This window comes from Brevundimonas sp. UBA7507, from assembly GCF_002478355.1.
GTDB classification, from domain to species: Bacteria; Pseudomonadota; Alphaproteobacteria; order Caulobacterales; family Caulobacteraceae; genus Brevundimonas; species Brevundimonas diminuta_D.
In genome coordinates, this window is the sequence record NZ_DLNP01000018.1 from 208,855 (window position 1) to 226,832 (window position 17,978).

A 17,978-nucleotide genomic window follows, 5' to 3' on the forward strand; every position below is an offset into this window, starting at 1 on the left:
GTGCGCTATCGCCCCTTCGGCGCCACAGGGGCCGCGGTCTCCAGCCTGACGCTCAGCCTGGGGGCCGAGGCGACGGCGCGCGGGCCGAACCATGTCCGCGACCTGGTGTTCGCGGGGCTGGAGGCGGGGGTGAACGCCTATCACCTGGAGCGGCTGGACCCGACGTTGCTGCAGTCCGTCGGCGAGGCCCTGGGCCATGTCGAGCGGCGGTTGGTGTGGGTCAGCGCCAGCCTGGGGGCCGACAGGGATTTCTCGGCGATGGCCTTGGGGCGTTCGATCGAACAGGGGCTGCACGCCTCGGGTCTGGGCTGGTTCGACATGGCGGTGCTGGAGCGTCCGGCCGAGAATGAGCTGCCGCAGACCTCCCTGACCGCCCTGAAGGCGATGCGGAAGGCCGAATATGTGCGGATGCTGGGGGTGTCCGGCGACGAGCCGGTGACGGATCTCTATGTCTCGACCGGGGCCTTCGACGTCCTGTTCACGCCTTTCCACGTCAATGTGCCCTGGCAGGTGCGCTCGCGCATGAGGGCCGCGCGCGATCGAGAGATGAGCTTGTTCGCCGACGACTACTTCCCCGACAGTCTGGCGACCGAGCGCCGCGCGGCTGATGCGGGCGGGCCGAAGAAGCGGGGCCTATTCGGCGCCTGGGGCGCGGGGCGCGGCGAGGCCGATCTGGAGCGGCCGGGCTCCTTCGCCTTCCTGCACCGGACGCCGGGCTGGACCGGCGAGGCCATCTGCCTGGCCTACGCCCTGGCTGACCCGTCGGTGGCCAGCGTGCTGGTCCGGCCCAGGGATCGGGCGCACTTGGAGGAACTGGCGAGCGTGCCCGAGCGCGACCTGCCCGCCGGCCTGTCGGCCCAGATCGAGATGGCGCGGGTGGACGCTTCGGCCTGACCGCCCTCAGGCGCCGATGGCGGAGAAGGGGCCGTTGAGGAAGCTGGGCTTGCCATAGGCCAGGGGACGGCCGTCCTCGGCCAGGACGCGGCCGCCAGCCGCCTCCAACACGGCCTGGCCGGCGGCGGTGTCCCATTCGCTGGTCGGGCCGGTGCGCGGATAGGCGTCGAAGCGGCCCTCGGCGATCAGGCAGAACTTCAACGAGGAATCCATGCCCTGCCACTGGATGCAGCCGTTGCGGGCGGCCAGGCGTCGGGCGTCGTCCTCGCTGATGCTGTGGCTGACCAGGGCGACGGCGTCGGCTGGGCGTTCGCGCACCCGGATCGGGCGCCACGGCTCGCCGAAGGCGCGGCGCAGCGCGCCCTGGCCCGGCGCAGCCGAGCGCCAGCTGATCCCCAGGGCCGGAGCCGTCACCACGCCTGCCACGGGCGCGTCGTCGCGGATCAGGGCGATATTGACCGAATAGCTCTCGCGCCCCTGCACAAAGCCCTTGGTGCCGTCCAGCGGGTCGATCAGCCAGAACCAGGGACCGACCGACGGCGGGGCGCCGTCGGCGGCGACGGCCTCTTCGGCGACGGCCTCGACCTGGGGCCAGTGTTCGGCCAGGCGGCTCAGGATCAGGGCTTCGGCGGCGCGGTCGGCATCGGTGACGGGGCTGGCGTCGGCCTTGGTCTCCACGGCCGTGTCGGCCCGCCAGTAGGGCAGGATCAGGCGCGCGGCCTCCTCGGCGATGTCGGCGATGACCTCGGCCAGGCGGCCGGAGGCGAGGTCGGTTTCGAGGTCGGCGTAGGCGGAGACGATCATGAAGCGCTCGATAGACCATGCGGCCGGTTTAACGAACCGGCAAATCAGGCCACCTTGGCCTTAACCTTTTTGAAAACCTGCGCGCCGCGCCTTGGCATCATGACCGTTTCCGACGACCCCGCCTCCCTATCCGCCGCCGATCTGCCTGTGGACGGCGCCGAGCTGGCCGCCTTCATCGCCGCCAAGCTGTGCCACGACTTCATCAGCCCGGCAGGCGCGGTGATGTCGGGCTTGGACCTGCTGGACGATCCCACCGCTCAGGACATGCGCGACGACGCTCTGGGCCTGATCCGTCAGAGCGCGGCCAAGATGGTCGCCCTGGTGCATTTCGCGCGCGTGGCCTTCGGCGCGGCGACCAGCAGCGAACAGTTCTCCGGCGCCGAACTGCACGGCCTGGTCGCGGGCCTGACCGACGGCGGGCGCGCCACGCTGGACTGGCGCGTCGGCGAGGAAACCTTCACCAAGATTCAGGCTCGCGCCCTGATCAACCTAGCCTATCTGACCGTTTCGGCCCTGCCGATGGGCGGGGCAGCGGTGGTGACGGTCCGCCGCGAAGGGGACCAGCTGTTCCTGGTCGGCTCGGCCGAGGGCGCCCGCGCCCGGCTCAAGCCCGAGGCCGTGGTCGGCCTGAAGGGCGAGCGGCTGACCGAGGGACTGGCGGGCCAGTGGATCCAGCCCTATTGGCTGTGGCTGACGGCGCGCGAGGCGGGCGGACGGCTGGACCTGGCGACCGAAGAGGGCCGCGTGGCCTTGATGGCGCGTTTGCCGGGCGCTAATGAGCAAACCGCGTTCGTCGATCCAACGCTCCGTTAACCCGCCTGAACGACTATGGCGAGAGCGTGATTTCGATCTCGCGCGAAACGGGAAACGACCCAGTGGACCCCAGAACCTGTCTGATCGTTGATGACAGCCGCATCATCCGCAAGGTGGCGCGCCGCATCCTGGAGGATCTGTCCTTCGACGTGGCCGAGGCGGCCGACGGCGCCGAGGCGCTGGACTATTGCCAGGCCGCCATGCCGCAGGTGGTGCTGCTGGACTGGCAGATGCCGGTGATGGACGGCCTGGCCTTCCTGCGTCGTCTGCGCGATCTGCCGGAGGGGCGCGCGCCCAAGGTTCTGTTCTGCTCGGTCGAGACGCGGGCGGATCGAATCGCCGAAGCCCTGTCCGCAGGGGCCGACGAATATGTTATGAAGCCCTTCGACGGCGAGATCCTGCAAGCCAAGCTCGCCGAAGTGGGAGTGGTGCAGTCGCCGTCATGACGCCGGAGGATTTCGATCGTCTTCAGACCCTGCTGGCGTCCCGCGCCGGCTTCCGACTGACCCGAGACCGGATGCGGCTGGCCGAGCATCGGCTGGGGCCTGTGGCGCGGCGCGAAGGCTATCACAATGTCGAGGCCATGCTGACCAGCCTGTGGAGCCGCCCGGTCGCCTCCCTGGGCTGGAGCGTGATCGAGGCCCTGCTGAACGGCGAGACCTGGTTCCGGCGCGACCGTGCGGCCTTTGAGGTGATGGAGCGCGAACTGCTGCCCGCCCTGACGGCGGCGCGGCCGGGCGGTCGGGTGCGCATCTGGTGCGCCGGCGCCTCGACCGGGCAGGAGGCCTATTCCCTGGCCATCGCCGCCCTGGAGGCGGGGGCTCAGGTCGAGATCGAGGCCACAGACCTGTCGCGCCAGGCGATCGAGAAGGCCATGTCGGGCCTCTACACCTCGTTCGAGATTCAGCGCGGCCTGTCGGCGCGCGCCATGCTGCGCTGGTTCGAACAGGTCGACGACCAGTGGCGGGCGCGCCCCGAATTGCGCGCCGCCATCGCCTTTACGCGCGCCAACCTGCTGGACGAGCCGACGGATGAGGGTCGGTTCGATGTGGTCTTCTGCCGCAACGTCCTGGGCGACATGGCGCCGGAGCGTCGCGCCCGGGTGCTGGACGGGCTGGAGCGGCGGATGGTCGACGACGGCTGCCTGTTCCTGGGCCACGACGAGCGGCCGGACGGCGAGAGCGTGGCCTTCCGCCCGGTGGCCGGGCGCAAGGGCCTCTATGTGAAGAGCGCGGCCGCCGCACGCCGCGCCGCCTGAACCGTCAGGCCGCCGACAACAGGCCCTGAGCGGCGACGGCCTTGACGCCGGGGCCGGGAATCTCGGCGAAGGCCAGGTCCGTGACGCCGAAATACTCATGCTGGTTCAGGGCGCACCAGTCGGTGGTGACGATGCGGACGGTCTCGCGCTGTTCGTCGCCCTCGACCGCGCCATAGACGAAGTCCCCGGTGCGGCGTGCGAAGGGCATGACCCGGTCCTGATTGGCCAGGGCGGTCAGTTCGGCCAGGCGCGCGGCGGGCACCTCGGCTGCCATCAGCTTGCCGTCGAAGCGCACCACGGCGTCGAAGGCGTAGCGGCTGACCGGACCGGCGCTTAGGCCCGTGCCCAGGGTGGTGTGGCCGATGAAGCCCGCCTGGGCCCCGGCGAAGCGGGCGAAGGTTGCGGCGACGGCGCGGCCGGTGTCGCCCAGCGACAGGGAGGTCGAACTGGTCCCGAGGACGGCGCGCTCCTGATCGGTCAGATGCCGGTCCAGCGTCTTGCGGATCAGGACGGCCAGGGCCGGGTCGGCGAGGCCGTCCAGGGCGACGGTGCGCGACTGCGCCCGGACGCTTCCGTCGCTGAGATAGTCGGCCGCCGTATAGGCGTTGCTCCACGATCCGGTGTGGGCGTAGAGGCCGCGCCCCAGCGTCTCCTGGAACAGCAGGTGGTTGTGCCCGCCGATCATCAGGGCGCCCTCGGGCAGGGCGGACAGCATCCCACGATCGCCCGCCACCCCGGCGTGGCTCATCACCAGGGTCAGGTCCGCGCCGTCCGTCAGGGTCGGCAGCTGAGCGTTCGCCCATTCGCTCGGCTCGGGGATCGACAGCCAGTCGCGGCTGGCCTTGGGATAGGTGTTCAGCGCGTTCGTGCCGAAGCCGATGATGCGCAGCCGTCGATCGCCGAAGGCCAGTTCGGTCGCCGCCGGCGCATAGGGCTGACCGGTTCGCGCATCGATGATGTTGCTGATGACGGTGATCCCCAGGCCGCGCATGCGCGCGACCACTTCATGCAGGTCCGGCGTCAGGTCGTTGTCGTGGTTGCCCAGATTGACCACCGTCGGGGCGATGGCGGGCAGGGCGGTCAGGAAGGCCCAGTCGATCGCGCCTTCGGAGCGCACCGAGACGACGTTGCCGTGCTCGAAGATGTCGCCGTCGATCGCGATCAGATGCGGAACCGGCCGGCTGCGGACCTCGGCGCGCAGGGCGGCCAGCAGCTGGGCGCTGCGCTCATAGGCCGAATGCAGGTCCGACATGGCTAGGACGCGGCCGATCACGGCGGCAGGCCTTTCGTCGGCGAACGCAGGCGCGGCGCCGAGCAGAGGCAGGGCGGTCGCGCCCAGCATGAACAGGCGACGGGAGGGGGCGACGAGGGGCATGGGCGTCTCCTGCGCGGGTCGCGCGCTTCGTGCATCGGCGAACCGCAAAGGGGAAGGCGCAGCCGGTCTGCTTTGCATGTCCCGCTGCGGCGCACAATGTCGCACCCCGTCGATCTATGAATCGAACATCGGTTTCTTTTGGCCTGTGGCTGTGTCGTGAAAGGTTCACGGACGGGGGCGCTTCGACGCTGGAAACGGCCTCGCTTCGGGCCTAGGGGCTGCGGCCAAATTCATAACCACGATCATCAAGAAGGGGATATCTCTGATGACACGTCTCTCGGCTCTCGCCGCCTCCGCCAGCGGTCTGGCCCTGCTTCTCTCCACGCCGGCTCTGGCGCAATCCTCTGACATCCAGGCCGAACAGGCCGCCGCCGTCGGCGACATCGTCGTCACCGCCCAGCGTCGCAGCGAAAGCATCCGCGATGTGCCCTTCGCCGTCACAGCGATGAACACCGAGATGCTGAACGCCGTGAACGCCGGCGGCGGGGACATCCTGCAGCTGTCGGGCCGCGTGCCCAGCCTGCAGGTCGAGAGCTCGAACGGCCGTTATGCGCCGCGCTTCTACATCCGCGGTCTGGGCAATGTGGACTTCGACTTCACGGCCTCGCAGCCGGTGTCGATGGTGATGGACGAGCTGGTTCTGGAAAGCGTCTATCTGAAGGGCTTCCCCCTGTTCGACGTGAAGCAGCTGGAAGTGCTGCGCGGGCCGCAGGGCACCCTGTTCGGCCGCAACACCCCGGCGGGCGTCATCAAGATCGACACCACCAAGCCCGGCGACGAGTTCACCGGCTTCGGCTCGCTGACCTACGGCAACTACGGTTCGACCCGCGCGGAGGCGGCCGTGACCCTGCCGGCGTCGGACACTTTGTCGGTGCGCGTCGCCGCCCTGTGGAACCACCGCGACGACTGGATCAACAACGCCTATGACGCCCCCTTCGCCAAGAAGGACGGCAAGGATCTGGGCAATTTCGACGATGTGGCGGGCCGCATCCACGTCGCCTGGACCCCGACCGACCGCCTGTCGACCCTGCTGACCCTGCAGGCGCGCGACTATGTGGGCACGGGCACGATGAACCGGGCCAACGTCCTGACCAAGGGCTCGAACAAGCTGAACGACAACTTCGACCGCGACACGGTTTGGTATGACGGCGGCCGCAACAACTTCCAGAAGCAGAAGACCACCTCGCAGTCGCTGCAGGTCGCCTATGACTTCGGTCCCGCGACTCTGACCGGCGTGGTCGGCTCCTTCCAGGGCTGGTCGCAGGGCAATGGCGACATCGACGGCGGCGTCTCGAAGGGCGCGCCGGTCGGCGCCGGCTACAAGACCCCGTTCGCGGTCGAGTCCGGCACCCTGTCCAGCGACCTGCTGCAGAACACCTATGAGCTGCGCCTGACCTCGAACGGCGCGGGCCGTCTGGGCTGGCAGGTCGGCGCCTTCTATTGGGACGAGCGCATCAACCTGGTGTCGGGCGGCTTTGACGGCGTCGGCGGCGTCATGCCGACCAAGGTCACGGACATCGTGCAGAAGTCGGACTCCTGGTCGGTCTTCGGTCAGGCCAACTATCAGGTCACGGAGGCTCTGAAGCTGACCGGCGGCCTGCGCTACACCGACGACAGCCGCGACTATCACGGCCGCCTTCTGGTCGGCACGCCGGCCGGCGCCGAGGGCAAGGTCTCGGTCGGCGACGAGCAGGTCAGCTGGGACGTCAGCGCCCTGTACAAAGTCAACGACAGCCTGAACCTGTTCGCCCGCGTGGCCAGCGGCTATCGCGGCCCGTCGATCCAGGGCCGCAACCTGCCGGTTCTGACCACGGCGGATTCGGAAACCGTCATGTCCTATGAGGCCGGTTTCAAGGCCCGCCTGTGGGACGGCCGCGCCCGCCTGAACGCCACCGCCTATCTGTATGACGTCAAGGACATGCAGTTCACGGCCATCGGCGGCATCGACAACTCCAACCGCCTTATCAACGCCGACAAAGGCCAGGGCTACGGTCTGGAGATCGACGGCGACGTCTATCTGGGCGCGGGCTTCACCCTGGCCGGCGGCGTGGCGTGGAACCACACCGAGATCAAGGACAAGGATCTGCTGGTCGCCATCTGCGGCAACCACCTGTGCACCATCACCGATCCGATCGTGAAGGTCGGCGCCAATGACCGCGCCAACATCGACGGCAACCCCTTCCCCCAGGCGCCGGAGTATTCGGCCAACCTGACCCTGTCCTACGTCCGCCCCATCGGCGACGCTCAGGAGCTGTTCGCCTCGACCGACTGGGTGATGCAGAAGGACTTCAACCTGTTCCTCTATGAGGCGGTCGAGTTCCGTCAGGACACCAACTTCGAAGGCGGCCTGCGCGCGGGCTGGCGCGACCTGAACCAAGGTCTCGAGGCGGCCGTCTACGTCCGCAACATCACGGACGAAGCCAACGTCATCGGCGCCATCGACTTCAACAACCTGACGGCCTTCGTCAACGAGCCGCGCATGTACGGCGTGGAGCTGTCGAAGCGCTTCTAAGCCTTTACGGCGGATCGCATCGGAGGGCGGCGGCGGGGAGACCTGTCGCCGCCCTCTTGCCATTGCGGCCCAGCTTGGTCCTATTGCCGGAAGGATCAGGGAGGATTTCACATGCGGCTGGCCTTGCTGTTCGGATCGCTGACGCTCGCCTTCTTGCTGGCGGTATGGACCACCCAGGCGCCGAAGCCGCGCGCGGCCGACGCGCCCGCCGTCGCCTTCTCGGCCGCGCGGGCCATGACCGACATCGAACAGATCGCCCGCGCCCCGCACCCGGTTGGTTCGCCCGAGCACGCGCGGGTCCGCGCCTATCTGAGCGCCCGGCTGACGCAGCTGGGGCTGGAAGTCAGCGAGCAGGCGGGGCCGTTGTCGCCCGCCTCGGTCAAGCGGCTGGCGCGCGCGGGGGGCGATCCGGCGGCGGCGAACAATCAGGCGATCAATCTGATCGGCGTCCTGCCCGGCAAGGACCGCAGCCAGCCCGCCGTCATGCTGATGGCCCACTATGACACCGTGGTCGGCTCGCCCGGCGCGGCCGACGATTCCGCCGGGGTCGCCGCCATTCTGGAAGCCGTGCGGGCGATCAAGGCGCGCGGTCCGGTCGAGCGTGATCTGGTCGTCCTGCTGACCGACGCCGAGGAGTTGGGTCTGGACGGGGCGCGGGTCTTCTTCGGCGGCCATCCCCTGCGCGATCGCATCGGGGCGGTGGTGAACCTTGAGGCGCGCGGCGGCGGCGGCCGCGCCGCCATGTTCGAGACGGGGCGCGAGGCCGGGCCGACCGTGCAGTTGTTCCGTCGTGCGGCGGCCAGGGCCGACGGCGGGACGACCGCCACCTCCATCGCCGCCTTCATGTACGAGCGTATGCCCAACGGCACCGACTTCACCGTGCCCAAGGACCGGGGGATCGGCGGACTGAACCTGGCCTTCATCGGCCGCCCGGATCAGTACCATTCGGCTGACGCCACGCCCGCCAACCTGGATCGCGGCGCGGTCCAGCATCTGGGCTCCCAGGCGCTGGAGGCGACGGATGCGTTGGCGCGCGCGTCCAGCCTGCCGGCCAAGGGCGAGAACCTGGTCTACTCAGACGTCTTCGGCCGCTGGATGATCGCCCATGCGCAAGGAACCGGCTGGGTTCTGCTGGCGCTGGCGGCGGCGTTGGGCGGTTTCGCCGCCTGGCGGGCGCGGCGCCGGGCGGGGCTGACGGCGGGGCAGGTCGGCCTGGGCGTGCTGGACGGGCTGTGGTTCCTGACCGGGGGCGTGATCCTGGTGCAGGCGACGCGCCTGCTGGCCGGGCCGCTATCGAGCCGCGCCGATTCTCCGGACGTCTACTACACCCTGCTGCGCCGCCTGCCGTGGATGGAGGCGGGGGCGATGCTGGCGATCATCGCCCTGGCCTTGGTCCTGCTGACCAGCGCCCGCCGGGCGCGGCCGCGCGTGATCGGCGGGGCGTTCGCCGTCTTGACCGCCGTTGTCCTGCTGGTCGGCGGGTTCAGTCTGGTGATGCTGGGGCTGGGCGTGGCCGCTATCATCCTGTCGCTATGGCCAGGGCGCGCCGAGCGTTCGGCCTGGGGCGGCTGGCTGGGTCTGATCGCCCTGATCTTCGTCTTCGGCTGCGCCTTGCAGAGCGCAGCGCCCGAAGCGGCCCTGCTGTTCGTCTGGCCGGTGCTGTTGGCCGCCACGGCGGCGGCCCTGGCGGCCTTGATCGACCCAGACCTGACGCGGCCGCTCGGCCTTCTGCCCGTCGCTGTGGCGACGGTGCTGGGCGGCGCCTGGCTGTTGGCGATCGGCCATTTCGTCTTCCTGGGCGTCGGGATGGACATGCCGGGCGCCCTGGCCTTGATCGCCTTGCTGGTCCTGCTGTTCGCCCGGCCCCTGGCGCCGGGCGCGAAGGCGACGCGCCTGGTGCTGTTGGCGGCGGCGGCCTGTCTGATCGCGGGCGTCGGGCTGAACATCTCGGCCCAGCTGCTGGCGCCGTCGCCCGCCGTGGCGGAGGCCCTGCCCTAGAGCGTGGGTGCTGGCGTCCGGCCGCGTGAGCGTTTATCGCAGCCGATCATGAGCGATCCCGTCCTGGTCACCGGCTCCGCCGGCTTCATCGGTTTCCACACCGCCCGGCGTCTGCTGGAGCGGGGCGAACGCGTCATCGGCCTGGACAACCTCAACGCCTATTACGATCCGGCGCTGAAGCAGGCGCGCCTGGCCCAGCTTCAGGCCTATCCGAACTATCGTCACTACACGCTGGACCTGGCCGACCGCGACGGCGTCGCCGCCCTGTTCGCCGAGCACGGGCCGAGCCGGGTGGTTCACCTCGCCGCCCAGGCGGGAGTCCGCTACAGCCTGGAAGCGCCCGAGACCTATGTTGATTCCAACGTCGTCGGCTTCCTCAGCATCCTGGAAGGCTGCCGCGCGGTCGGGGCGGCCAACCTGGTCTTCGCCTCGACCAGTTCGGTGTTCGGCGCCAACCGCGCCCTGCCGTTCTCGGTGCGCCAGCCCGCCGACCATCCGCTGACCGTCTATGCCGCGACCAAGCTGGCCAATGAGGCCATGGCCCATTCCTACGCCCATCTGTTCGGCTTTCCGGCGACGGGGCTGCGCTTCTTCACGGTCTACGGGCCGTGGGGCCGCCCGGACATGGCCCTGTTCAAATTCACCCGCGCCATCCTGAAGGACGAGCCGATCGACGTGTATGGCGAGGGACGGATGAGCCGCGACTTCACCTATGTCGACGACATCGTCACCGGCGTGATCGCCGCCCTGGACCGGCCCGCCGCCATCGATCCGACGTGGGACGCGACCGCCCCCAATCCGGCGACCAGCGGCGTCGCGCCCTGGCGCATCCTGAACCTGGGCGCAGGCCGCCCGGTGCCGCTGATGCGCTATATCGAGGTGCTGGAGACCAAGCTGGGCCGCAAGGCCAAGCTGAACCTCATGCCCATGCAGGATGGCGACGTGGCCGACACCGAGGCCGACGTGACCGACACCCTGGCCGCCCTCGACTACGCCCCTTCGACGCCGGTGGAGGAGGGCGTCGCCCGCTTCGTCGACTGGTATTGCAACTTCTACCGCGAAAATTGAGGCGCAGAGGCGGTCGCCCTGGAGGGCTGGCTCACGCAATGATTTCGCAGAGATGCCCTGGTGGAGCCGAGGTCCGTCTAACCCTGCTCTATAGTCGTCAATAGCGGTCGTAGGCCGCGTTGAAACTATTGACCTTTTCGGTCTGCGTCTCCGTATTGCTCCATAGTGATCTACTGCAATCGAAAGGCTCGGTTAGGGTAAGAGTTAGGGTAAAGCCCCGCTCAACCCGCCGTGCTGTTCCTGTTAGGTTCCCTATGGCTCGGCCCCTGAACATCCTAAGCGCGCGGTTCGTCGCCACCACGAAGAAGGCGGGTCTGCATGCCGACGGCGGTGGTCTGTATCTAGAGGTCGACCCGTCGGGCGCCAAGCGATGGACGTTCATCTGGCGCGTCGGAAAGGTAAGGCGTCAGATGGGCCTCGGAGGCACCCTCGTCACGACCCTGGCCGAAGCCCGCGACGCTGCCGATGCGGCCCGCCGCTCCATCGCCAAAGGCGGCGACCCGATAGAGGCGCGACGCTCCGAACGAGGCGCAGGGCGCACCTTCGGGGAAGTCGCAGATGAGTTGCTCAAATCGCTCAAGCCGGAGTGGCGGAACGCGAAGCACGCCTATCAATGGCGACATAGCCTCGAGACAATAGCAGCTCCGCTTCGCGGCTTGTCTGTCGAGGCCGTGACGACCGAGGACGTGCTCGGCGTCCTGACGCCGATCTGGGCTACAAAGAATGAGACGGCCGCCCGGACGCGCGGCCGGATCGAGCGCGTGCTGGACGCCGCCAAGGCGAAGGGACTCCGATCAGGTGAGAATCCCGCTCGATGGAAGGGACACCTCGCGGTCCTGTTGCCTAAGCGCCAGAAGCTGGCGAAGGGCCATCACCCGGCGATGCCATTTGCCCAGATCGGCGAGTTCATGGTGCTGCTGAGGGCGCGGCCGGCGCTGGCAGCCCGTGCGCTGGAGTTCACGATTCTGACGGCTGCGCGAACCAATGAGGTGCTCGGCGCCAGGCGCTGCGAGTTTGATTTGGCCAAGAGGCTGTGGACCGTGCCCGGTGAGCGGATGAAGCACGGGCTGGATCATCGCGTCCCGCTGTCGAAGCCCGCCATTGCGCTGTTGAAGGCTCTGATTGAAGACCTGCACGATCCGCGGGCGTTGGTGTTCGGGGACGTGGAGGGCGACCAGCTGTCGAACGCAGCCATGTCGCGTCTTCTGCGGAGCCGCATGGGCTTCAGCGAATGCAGCGTTCACGGCTTCCGCTCGACCTTTCGTGATTGGGCTGCAGAGACGACTGAACACGCCGACTCTGTGGTCGAGGCGGCGCTATCGCACCTGGTCGGCAGTGAAGTGGAGCGGGCCTATAAGCGCGGCGACGTGCTCGAGAAGCGCCGGCGGTTGATGGAGGACTGGGCATGTTTCTGCGCCAATCCCATCTCGGGTGCGTTGGTTGAGATGCGTCGCGCATAACCCCGGCTGGGGAAGACTCGACACAACGTATCTGCAAAGCCTAGTTATTTGAAATGGGCAAGGAATACATCGTCTACATCGACGAGGCTGGGGACGAGGGTTTCGGCAAGCTGAAGCGCGACGGGCAGGTCGGTGGGCAATCTCATTGGCTGGCGATTGGGGGGTGCATTGTCTCTGCAGAGAACGATCAGCGGCTGCCAGCACTGAAGCGACAGATCCTGTCCCGGTTTCCGCAGCGATCTAAGCGCGATTTGCATTTTCGAGACTTGAACCACGACCAAAAAGTGGTTGCTTGCCAAGAGATTGGGGCCTTTCCGCTGGGTGCGGCCGTCATGCTTTCGAATAAGACAACGATACCCGGCACTAAATTCGCTCCAATCTTCAAGCAGAAGGGCTATCTATACAATTATCTAGTCCGTTGGTTGCTCGAACGAGTCACCTACGCGTGCCAACATGCGGCAAAAGGAGACGAGTGCAGAGTGCGTCTAGTGTTCTCTCGGCGAGGAGGGACCGACTACCACAGCATGGGGGAATATCTGCGCCTCATGCGGGACGGCAGAGAACTAATGCGCCCCGTGCGCTCCATTGTCTGGGATGTGCTTAACGTTGACGACGTGATCGTCGAAGACCATTCAAAATGGGCTGGGCTTCAGATAGCGGACTGCATCACTAGTGCATTCTGGACGGCGGTAGAGCCGAACATCTACGGCAACCACGAGCCGACCTACGCTGAACAGCTAAGGAAATGCATCCTGCAGAAGGATGGCAACGCGCTCAATCGCGGCTTGGCCCCGGTTCCCTCGCTTGCCGCGTCGCGGCCAACAGCGGCCCAACTCAGGGTGCTTACGTCGTTCGCCAAGGGGTGTGGGTAGGCCCCCGGTCCCTGATTCACACTGCGAGAGTGCTGCCACCCGAAGGCAACTCGGGATTAGTCCGGCGCATGCCTACCCATAACTAAGGTAACACCATAACGCCGAATCCGCCACAAAGATTTTTCTCTCTGTCAAGGCGCTTCTGACCGATACTGGCGCACCGCGCCTGTGGTTATCGGGGATTAAGCGGCTCTTGCCGGTGGTGCGGCACCTAAAACGCGCTCCAGCTCCTCGCGCGGCACCAGCGTACGACCCCGCAGCTTTCGGGCGACGATCTCGCCATCCTTCAGCATTGCCCAGACGGTGGCCACGCTCAGGCCGAGCGCAATGGCCGCCTCATCGGCGGTGTAGGCCAGCTTGGCACCGGGCGGGAGGTCGATGATCTTCCGATGACGTATGGCCTTCTTCGGCTCAACGGTGGGGGAGGGTTCTGCTATGGGCAAGATCATTGGATCACCGGCCTTCCGGTCTTGGGGTCGCGCGTCCAGCCTTCAAAAAGAGGCGCTGGGGCGCTGTTTTCATACTTGCGGAGGTACTCTTTCCGCGCTTTCAGCCAGGCCTTGTAAGGCCATGACGCGCCGCGCCAGTCGGTTGGAAAAGCGGCCCGGATAGCCGCCTTTCGCTGATCGATGGTAGCGTCGGGGGGCAGCACGTCATGTATTTCGGCGATGAGCCGTCGAGCTTCTTTCGACCACTCCATCACGCTCGCTCCAAGGCTGAGGTTTCCCGGTGCTCGTCCGCCATCCGCCGAACCTCGATGCGATCGAGCCCGGTCCCGGCCGCCGTCTGACCTTCGGACAACACGCCTTCGACGTGGAGGGCTATGAGCAGCTTCGTCGCTTTCCTTGCCCTATTGAGAGCCAGCGCCAGGGCGGCGGCAACGGCCAAGGAGACGTTGCCGTGGGAAGGCCAGGTTTCGGCGTCCTGATCCAACAGGGTGGCGGCGGCTCGCCGCAGATCGTCTAGGTCGCTCAAGTTCCCAGTCTCCTATAGGCGGCGAGGTCAATGACCTTCGCTTCGGCCTCGATGCTGGGCGCGCTCAAATCTTCCGGCGCGAAGTCCAGAGCGAACCCCGCATCCTGGTCCACAAACCGTAGAATCGCGTTGAAGGGGATCACGGCCTTGGACCATCTGCCGTCGACCACGACACCCAATGTGATCGCTCGGCGGTTGATCGAAAGTGGCGAGCTTCGTTCCTGCAGGACGAGGTCGACGTGATCGGGATGCTGGGCGATCATGGCGACCGGCAGGCGCACGCCGGGCGCCTGAGTGCGAACCGTCAGAACGATCGATGCCCTGGCGCCGCTGTCGCGCTTGTGAACGTGGGTCAGTGCGGGCCGCAGGAAGCTGCGCAGGGCTTCGTCAGCCATCCGCTGATAGCTCGCGGCGCTGACAGTAGGGGATGTAAAGGGGCGGGGCATTCAATCCTCCCAATGCTGCATGTCGATGGCAAGAACGTCAGCTGGTTGCGGGTAGCGAGGGCTGGTCATGCTGCGATCTCCTCGCGCACAGGGTTCGCCGCTGCGATGATCGCGCGGCCTAGGATTTCGGGGATTTGCGGGACGACCGCGTTGCCGAGGCCATGCAGGCGGTGTGACCGAGCGGGAACCCCATGAGCCACTCGACCCACGTCGGGTTCAGCTGACCACCAGCCGCCGTTGCTTCGGGATCCGATAGCTTGGCGGCGTGGGTAAGCATGAACTGCATCTTGCCGTTCACCGTCCCCGCTGCATCCTCGCTTGCCGATGGCGTCGGCCACATCGACACCCAACGGTTCAGCGTCACCGACTTGTTCGTCTCGAAGTTCAGCGCTTCCTGTGACGTACATTCGCGGACGATATGGTCGGATGCCGTCGGAGTCGGGACCGAGTGGGAAGGCTTCGCCACCATGCCCAGCGCAAACGCCTTGGTCGGCAGCGGCGCGAGAAAGTCCCGCGGCGATCTCCCGCCTGAGCGCATCGCCGTAGCCTTCGTGTTGCTGGCCTCGGGCGTAGGCAACAACCCAGAGCCGGTCGCGGCGGTGAGGGGCGCCAACGGCGGAAGCTGGTATGCAGTCCCACCACGCATCATACCCGAGCGCGGCCAGGTCTCCGAGAACGTCTCCAAGCCCTCGACCAAGGAGCGCTGCGACGTTTTCCACGATGACGAAGGCGGGTCGTAGCTCGCGAACCAGTCGTGCATATTCTCTCCAGAGGCCGGAGCGCTCGCCGGCGAGACCGGCGCCTTTCCCGGCGAAGCTGATGTCCTGGCAGGGGAAGCCGCCGCAGATCACGTCGACAGGGCCGACCTGTTCGCCGGTCAGCGTGGTTACATCGTCGAAGCACGGCACATCGGGCCAGTGATGGGCCAGCAGGTGGCGGCAGACGGGGCTGATCTCGCAGAAGGCCACGGTCTCCATGCCCGCGCGCTCAAGGCCGAGGCTGAAGCCGCCGATCCCGCTGAACAGGTCGAGGACTTTCATTCCCCACCCCCATCCTGCTCACCACGGGCGCGGGCGGGTTGGTTCCATGCCGCGATGGCTTCGGCTCGGATGTCCTGAACCAGCGGACCGCGAGCGCGGCACTTGTTGCAGACGACCTGGTAGTTATCGCCCTCGCGGCGGTAGTTGCCCCGGCGCAGTTCGTTGCACTTGGCGTTCCCGCCGCACCACGGGCACGGTGCGACCGGCGTATGCTTCACCCCGCTCATGCCGCTGCTCCGAACATATCGAGTTGATCGGGTTGCTGTGCGATGGGCTGACGCAGCGCGCGGGCTTCAGCGTAGTCAGCAAGGGCGATCTCCACCTTGGGGGCCGCGCCGCGCCACTTGTCAGCCCACACCGAGCAGTCAATCCCACAGTTAGGCTTCAGATCGATCTTGGTCCGGTCGCGGAAGCGCTTGGCCTTTTCGCTGCGGCTGTCGGGCTCGAAGAACGGGCGACCGCTGAAGGCCCACGGCACAGATCCGATCGGCAGGATGAACGTAGCGTTGTCGGCGTAACGCTCGGCCTGCTCCACGATGGCCAGGTCAAAATCGCCATGGCCGCCGATCTTCCCAAAGGGCGGATTGCTGATCACCCAATCGAACCGGCCGATGTCCAGATCAGACAGGGCGTCGGCCACGATCCAGGTCGCCTCGGGTAGCAGCTTCCGCCCCACGGCCGCGTAGTCAGGGTTGATCTCGACGCAGGTGATCTGTGGGGGCGGCTCCGAGCGAGGCCAGCATCGGCGCTGATAGACCGCATAGGACAGCACCCCGATCCCGGCGCACAGGTCGAGAATACGGTGGCCGCCAACCTCCAGTTCGAAGGTCCACGCCATATCCAACGGCGTGAAAAAGGCCCCCGCCGCGCTGTTCACGTGGTTGGCCGACTCCTGCCAGTTATCAAAGACGAACTCTCGCTCCTCTTCGGTCAGTCGATCCTTGGCGAGATAGTCGAGCGCCTGCTTGTGCGCGGCGAACTGTTTTCGGGTGAGCTTGCTCATGATGCCTCACCCCCACGGATGGAGGCTTGGCGCTCTTCGTCGGAGAGAACGCGGAACGAGACAGCCCAGACCCAAGGGTTTGCTTCAGCGGCTCCGGCCCCGTTGATGTGGTCCCATAGTTCGAAATAGACCTGACGGGCATCGTCACCGATGATCGGCAGGGAGCGGTCGACTGACCACATGCCCGGCGTCACCCACTGCAGGCCCTCGGCCTGAGCGTCAGCGTCGCTGCAATCCAGCAGCCGCTCGACGCGAACTTCGGTGATCTCCAGCACCAGACGGCAGGCCCAGCGCGGCATGTGGATCGACGGCTTCCATTTCGGAATGCTGCGGTCCCAGCCGGCTGCAAAGATCGCAGCAAGATACGGATCGTCGGGATTGACGACCTGCTGGACGCCCTCGCTGTGACGATAGGCTGTCGCAGGGACTGGCGCCCACGCTTCTCGAACCCACAGGCGGTCGCCGATCACGCCGTAGGGGCAGGCCACCCGCTGCAGCTGGACTTCGCGGCCGCGCGAGAACACGCGAACTCCGCCGCCGTCGTTGGGCTTCACCGCGTCAGGCTGGAAATGCGGGCCCTTCACGACGCGCCGCGTCTGCGTCTTCCGGCCGTCCAGCAGTGCGCGGACCATTGGGCCGCTGAAGAGGATAGGGCGCTCTTTCGGCGTCATGGTTGGGCTCCTGCGCGACGGGCGCCGCGGATGATCGCCTCGGCGGCGGTGGTGTCGCCGGATACGGCGTAGAGGGCCTGGCAGAGGTCAAAGGGGTCGATGCCGAGGGCCTGCCAGAAGGCGAGTTCGGCGCCGGTGTGCTGGCGGGCGTGGCAATCGCGGCAGAGGGGCGTCGTCCAGCGGTCCGAGGGCTTCTCGGCCTTTCCGGTGGGGCGCTTGCCGATGTTCAGGTCGCCTGCGCGCAGGTGCGCGGCGTCGCAGGGGCCGAGGCTGCCGCAGCCGACGCACGGAAGGCGCCGGATGAAGGCGAGGTGCTTGTTGTCGCGCTCGCGCGGCTGGCGCTGGCCGGGGCCTTCGGGACGGAACGTGCGGGATCGGACGTGGCCGGGGGTGAAGTGCTTGCGCTTCACGGCCCGGCGCTCGTCGCGCAGCCGCTTCATGTCGGCCTCGATCTGGAACAGGGAGCGGCTCATGCGGCGGCCCTCGGCTCGGCGATGACGGTGCGGCTGTGCTTGAGCAGGCCGACGCGCACGCGCTCGCCTTCCTTGGTCATCAGAACCGTGAAGGGGCGGGCCGGGATGTTGCGCTCGGGCCAGGCGGGCGCCTCCTGCCCGGACAGAAGCAGGCCCTTGGCGATCATGCCCAGGACGAGGTCTTCGGCGAACCGGGGAGCGCCGGGATGGGCGCCGACGGGGGCGTTGTGCAGGACGAAGGGCTGGCCGGCGAAGGCCGCCCGACCGAGCTGCTGGTCCGGTCGGACCTGACGCAGGAGGTCGGCTTCTTCGGCCG

Annotated in this window: 21 protein-coding genes; 9 read left to right on the plus strand and 12 right to left on the minus strand. The window is 67.3% G+C overall.

All coding sequences use genetic code 11. The features are described 5' to 3' along the window. Complete coding sequence (locus B3D50_RS14600) at positions 1–894, plus strand: oxidoreductase (protein ID WP_286952274.1); 894 nt, start codon at positions 1–3, stop codon at positions 892–894. Between the two features lie 6 nt (positions 895–900). Here the strand turns inward: B3D50_RS14600 and cysQ are convergent, their stop codons facing one another. Then, on the minus strand, positions 901–1,698 hold the full coding sequence (gene cysQ / locus B3D50_RS14605; protein WP_286952276.1) for a 3'(2'),5'-bisphosphate nucleotidase CysQ: 798 nt from the start codon (positions 1,696–1,698) through the stop codon (positions 901–903). 99 nt (positions 1,699–1,797) lie between these two features. Here cysQ and chpT point away from each other — a divergent pair, with 99 nt between their 5' ends. From chpT to B3D50_RS14620, 3 genes are all read left to right on the plus strand, one after another. After that, a complete protein-coding gene (gene chpT, locus B3D50_RS14610; protein ID WP_050796775.1) occupies positions 1,798–2,511 on the plus strand; it encodes a histidine phosphotransferase ChpT in 714 nt (237 codons plus the stop codon). A gap of 62 nt (positions 2,512–2,573) precedes the next feature. Then, complete coding sequence (locus B3D50_RS14615) at positions 2,574–2,957, plus strand: response regulator (RefSeq protein ID WP_003166687.1); 384 nt, start codon at positions 2,574–2,576, stop codon at positions 2,955–2,957. After that, positions 2,954–3,769: a CheR family methyltransferase gene (locus B3D50_RS14620; RefSeq protein ID WP_286952280.1), complete on the plus strand. Its 816-nt coding sequence runs from the start codon at positions 2,954–2,956 to the stop codon at positions 3,767–3,769. Before B3D50_RS14615 ends, B3D50_RS14620 begins: the two co-directional genes overlap by 4 nt. Before the next feature lie 4 nt (positions 3,770–3,773). On the opposite strand, the gene B3D50_RS14625 is transcribed toward B3D50_RS14620, so the two are convergent. Continuing rightward, the gene (locus tag B3D50_RS14625) at positions 3,774–5,144 is read right to left on the minus strand and encodes a metallophosphoesterase (RefSeq protein WP_286952282.1); all 1,371 of its coding nucleotides are present in this window, start codon (positions 5,142–5,144) and stop codon (positions 3,774–3,776) included. A 265-nt stretch (positions 5,145–5,409) separates the two neighbouring features. On the opposite strand from B3D50_RS14625, the gene B3D50_RS14630 reads away from it, so the two are divergent. The 5 genes from B3D50_RS14630 to B3D50_RS14650 all read left to right on the plus strand — a co-directional run bounded on the left by B3D50_RS14630 (position 5,410) and on the right by B3D50_RS14650 (position 13,054). Beyond that, entirely contained in the window at positions 5,410–7,656 is a 2,247-nt protein-coding gene (locus B3D50_RS14630; protein WP_286952284.1) for a TonB-dependent receptor, read from the plus strand. A 111-nt stretch (positions 7,657–7,767) separates the two neighbouring features. Continuing rightward, positions 7,768–9,654, plus strand: coding sequence for a M20/M25/M40 family metallo-hydrolase (locus B3D50_RS14635; protein ID WP_286952286.1), 1,887 nt, complete (start codon positions 7,768–7,770; stop codon positions 9,652–9,654). 48 nt (positions 9,655–9,702) lie between these two features. Next, a complete protein-coding gene (locus B3D50_RS14640; RefSeq protein WP_286952288.1) occupies positions 9,703–10,722 on the plus strand; it encodes an NAD-dependent epimerase in 1,020 nt (339 codons plus the stop codon). A 254-nt stretch (positions 10,723–10,976) separates the two neighbouring features. Next, complete coding sequence (locus B3D50_RS14645; protein WP_286952290.1) at positions 10,977–12,182, plus strand: tyrosine-type recombinase/integrase; 1,206 nt, start codon at positions 10,977–10,979, stop codon at positions 12,180–12,182. A gap of 53 nt (positions 12,183–12,235) precedes the next feature. Then, the gene (locus tag B3D50_RS14650; protein WP_286952291.1) at positions 12,236–13,054 is read left to right on the plus strand and encodes a DUF3800 domain-containing protein; all 819 of its coding nucleotides are present in this window, start codon (positions 12,236–12,238) and stop codon (positions 13,052–13,054) included. 182 nt (positions 13,055–13,236) lie between these two features. Here the strand turns inward: B3D50_RS14650 and B3D50_RS14655 are convergent, their stop codons facing one another. From B3D50_RS14655 to B3D50_RS14700, 10 genes are all read right to left on the minus strand, one after another. Beyond that, the gene (locus B3D50_RS14655) at positions 13,237–13,503 is read right to left on the minus strand and encodes a helix-turn-helix domain-containing protein (protein ID WP_286952292.1); all 267 of its coding nucleotides are present in this window, start codon (positions 13,501–13,503) and stop codon (positions 13,237–13,239) included. Then, a complete protein-coding gene (locus B3D50_RS14660) occupies positions 13,500–13,754 on the minus strand; it encodes a hypothetical protein (RefSeq protein WP_286952293.1) in 255 nt (84 codons plus the stop codon). The genes B3D50_RS14655 and B3D50_RS14660 overlap by 4 nt, the downstream gene beginning before the upstream one ends. Next, complete coding sequence (locus B3D50_RS14665; RefSeq protein WP_286952294.1) at positions 13,754–14,029, minus strand: hypothetical protein; 276 nt, start codon at positions 14,027–14,029, stop codon at positions 13,754–13,756. Before B3D50_RS14665 ends, B3D50_RS14660 begins: the two co-directional genes overlap by 1 nt. Continuing rightward, positions 14,026–14,424 (minus strand): ClpXP protease specificity-enhancing factor SspB, encoded by a 399-nt coding sequence (locus tag B3D50_RS14670; protein ID WP_286952296.1) that lies wholly within the window; start codon positions 14,422–14,424, stop codon positions 14,026–14,028. Before B3D50_RS14670 ends, B3D50_RS14665 begins: the two co-directional genes overlap by 4 nt. 116 nt (positions 14,425–14,540) lie before the next feature. Further along, on the minus strand, positions 14,541–15,515 hold the full coding sequence (locus tag B3D50_RS14675) for a DNA cytosine methyltransferase (protein WP_286952297.1): 975 nt from the start codon (positions 15,513–15,515) through the stop codon (positions 14,541–14,543). Further along, positions 15,512–15,742 carry a Lar family restriction alleviation protein gene (locus B3D50_RS14680; protein ID WP_286952298.1) on the minus strand — a complete coding sequence of 77 codons (231 nt, stop codon included), beginning with the start codon at positions 15,740–15,742 and terminating at the stop codon, positions 15,512–15,514. Before B3D50_RS14680 ends, B3D50_RS14675 begins: the two co-directional genes overlap by 4 nt. Beyond that, positions 15,739–16,518, minus strand: coding sequence for a methyltransferase (locus B3D50_RS14685; protein ID WP_286952300.1), 780 nt, complete (start codon positions 16,516–16,518; stop codon positions 15,739–15,741). Before B3D50_RS14685 ends, B3D50_RS14680 begins: the two co-directional genes overlap by 4 nt. Next, a complete protein-coding gene (locus B3D50_RS14690; protein WP_286952302.1) occupies positions 16,515–17,189 on the minus strand; it encodes a hypothetical protein in 675 nt (224 codons plus the stop codon). Before B3D50_RS14690 ends, B3D50_RS14685 begins: the two co-directional genes overlap by 4 nt. Beyond that, positions 17,186–17,662, minus strand: coding sequence for a hypothetical protein (locus B3D50_RS14695; protein WP_286952304.1), 477 nt, complete (start codon positions 17,660–17,662; stop codon positions 17,186–17,188). Before B3D50_RS14695 ends, B3D50_RS14690 begins: the two co-directional genes overlap by 4 nt. After that, positions 17,659–17,978: hypothetical protein (locus B3D50_RS14700; protein WP_286952306.1), on the minus strand; the 320-nt coding region annotated here is incomplete at its 5' end. The genes B3D50_RS14700 and B3D50_RS14695, both read right to left, overlap by 4 nt.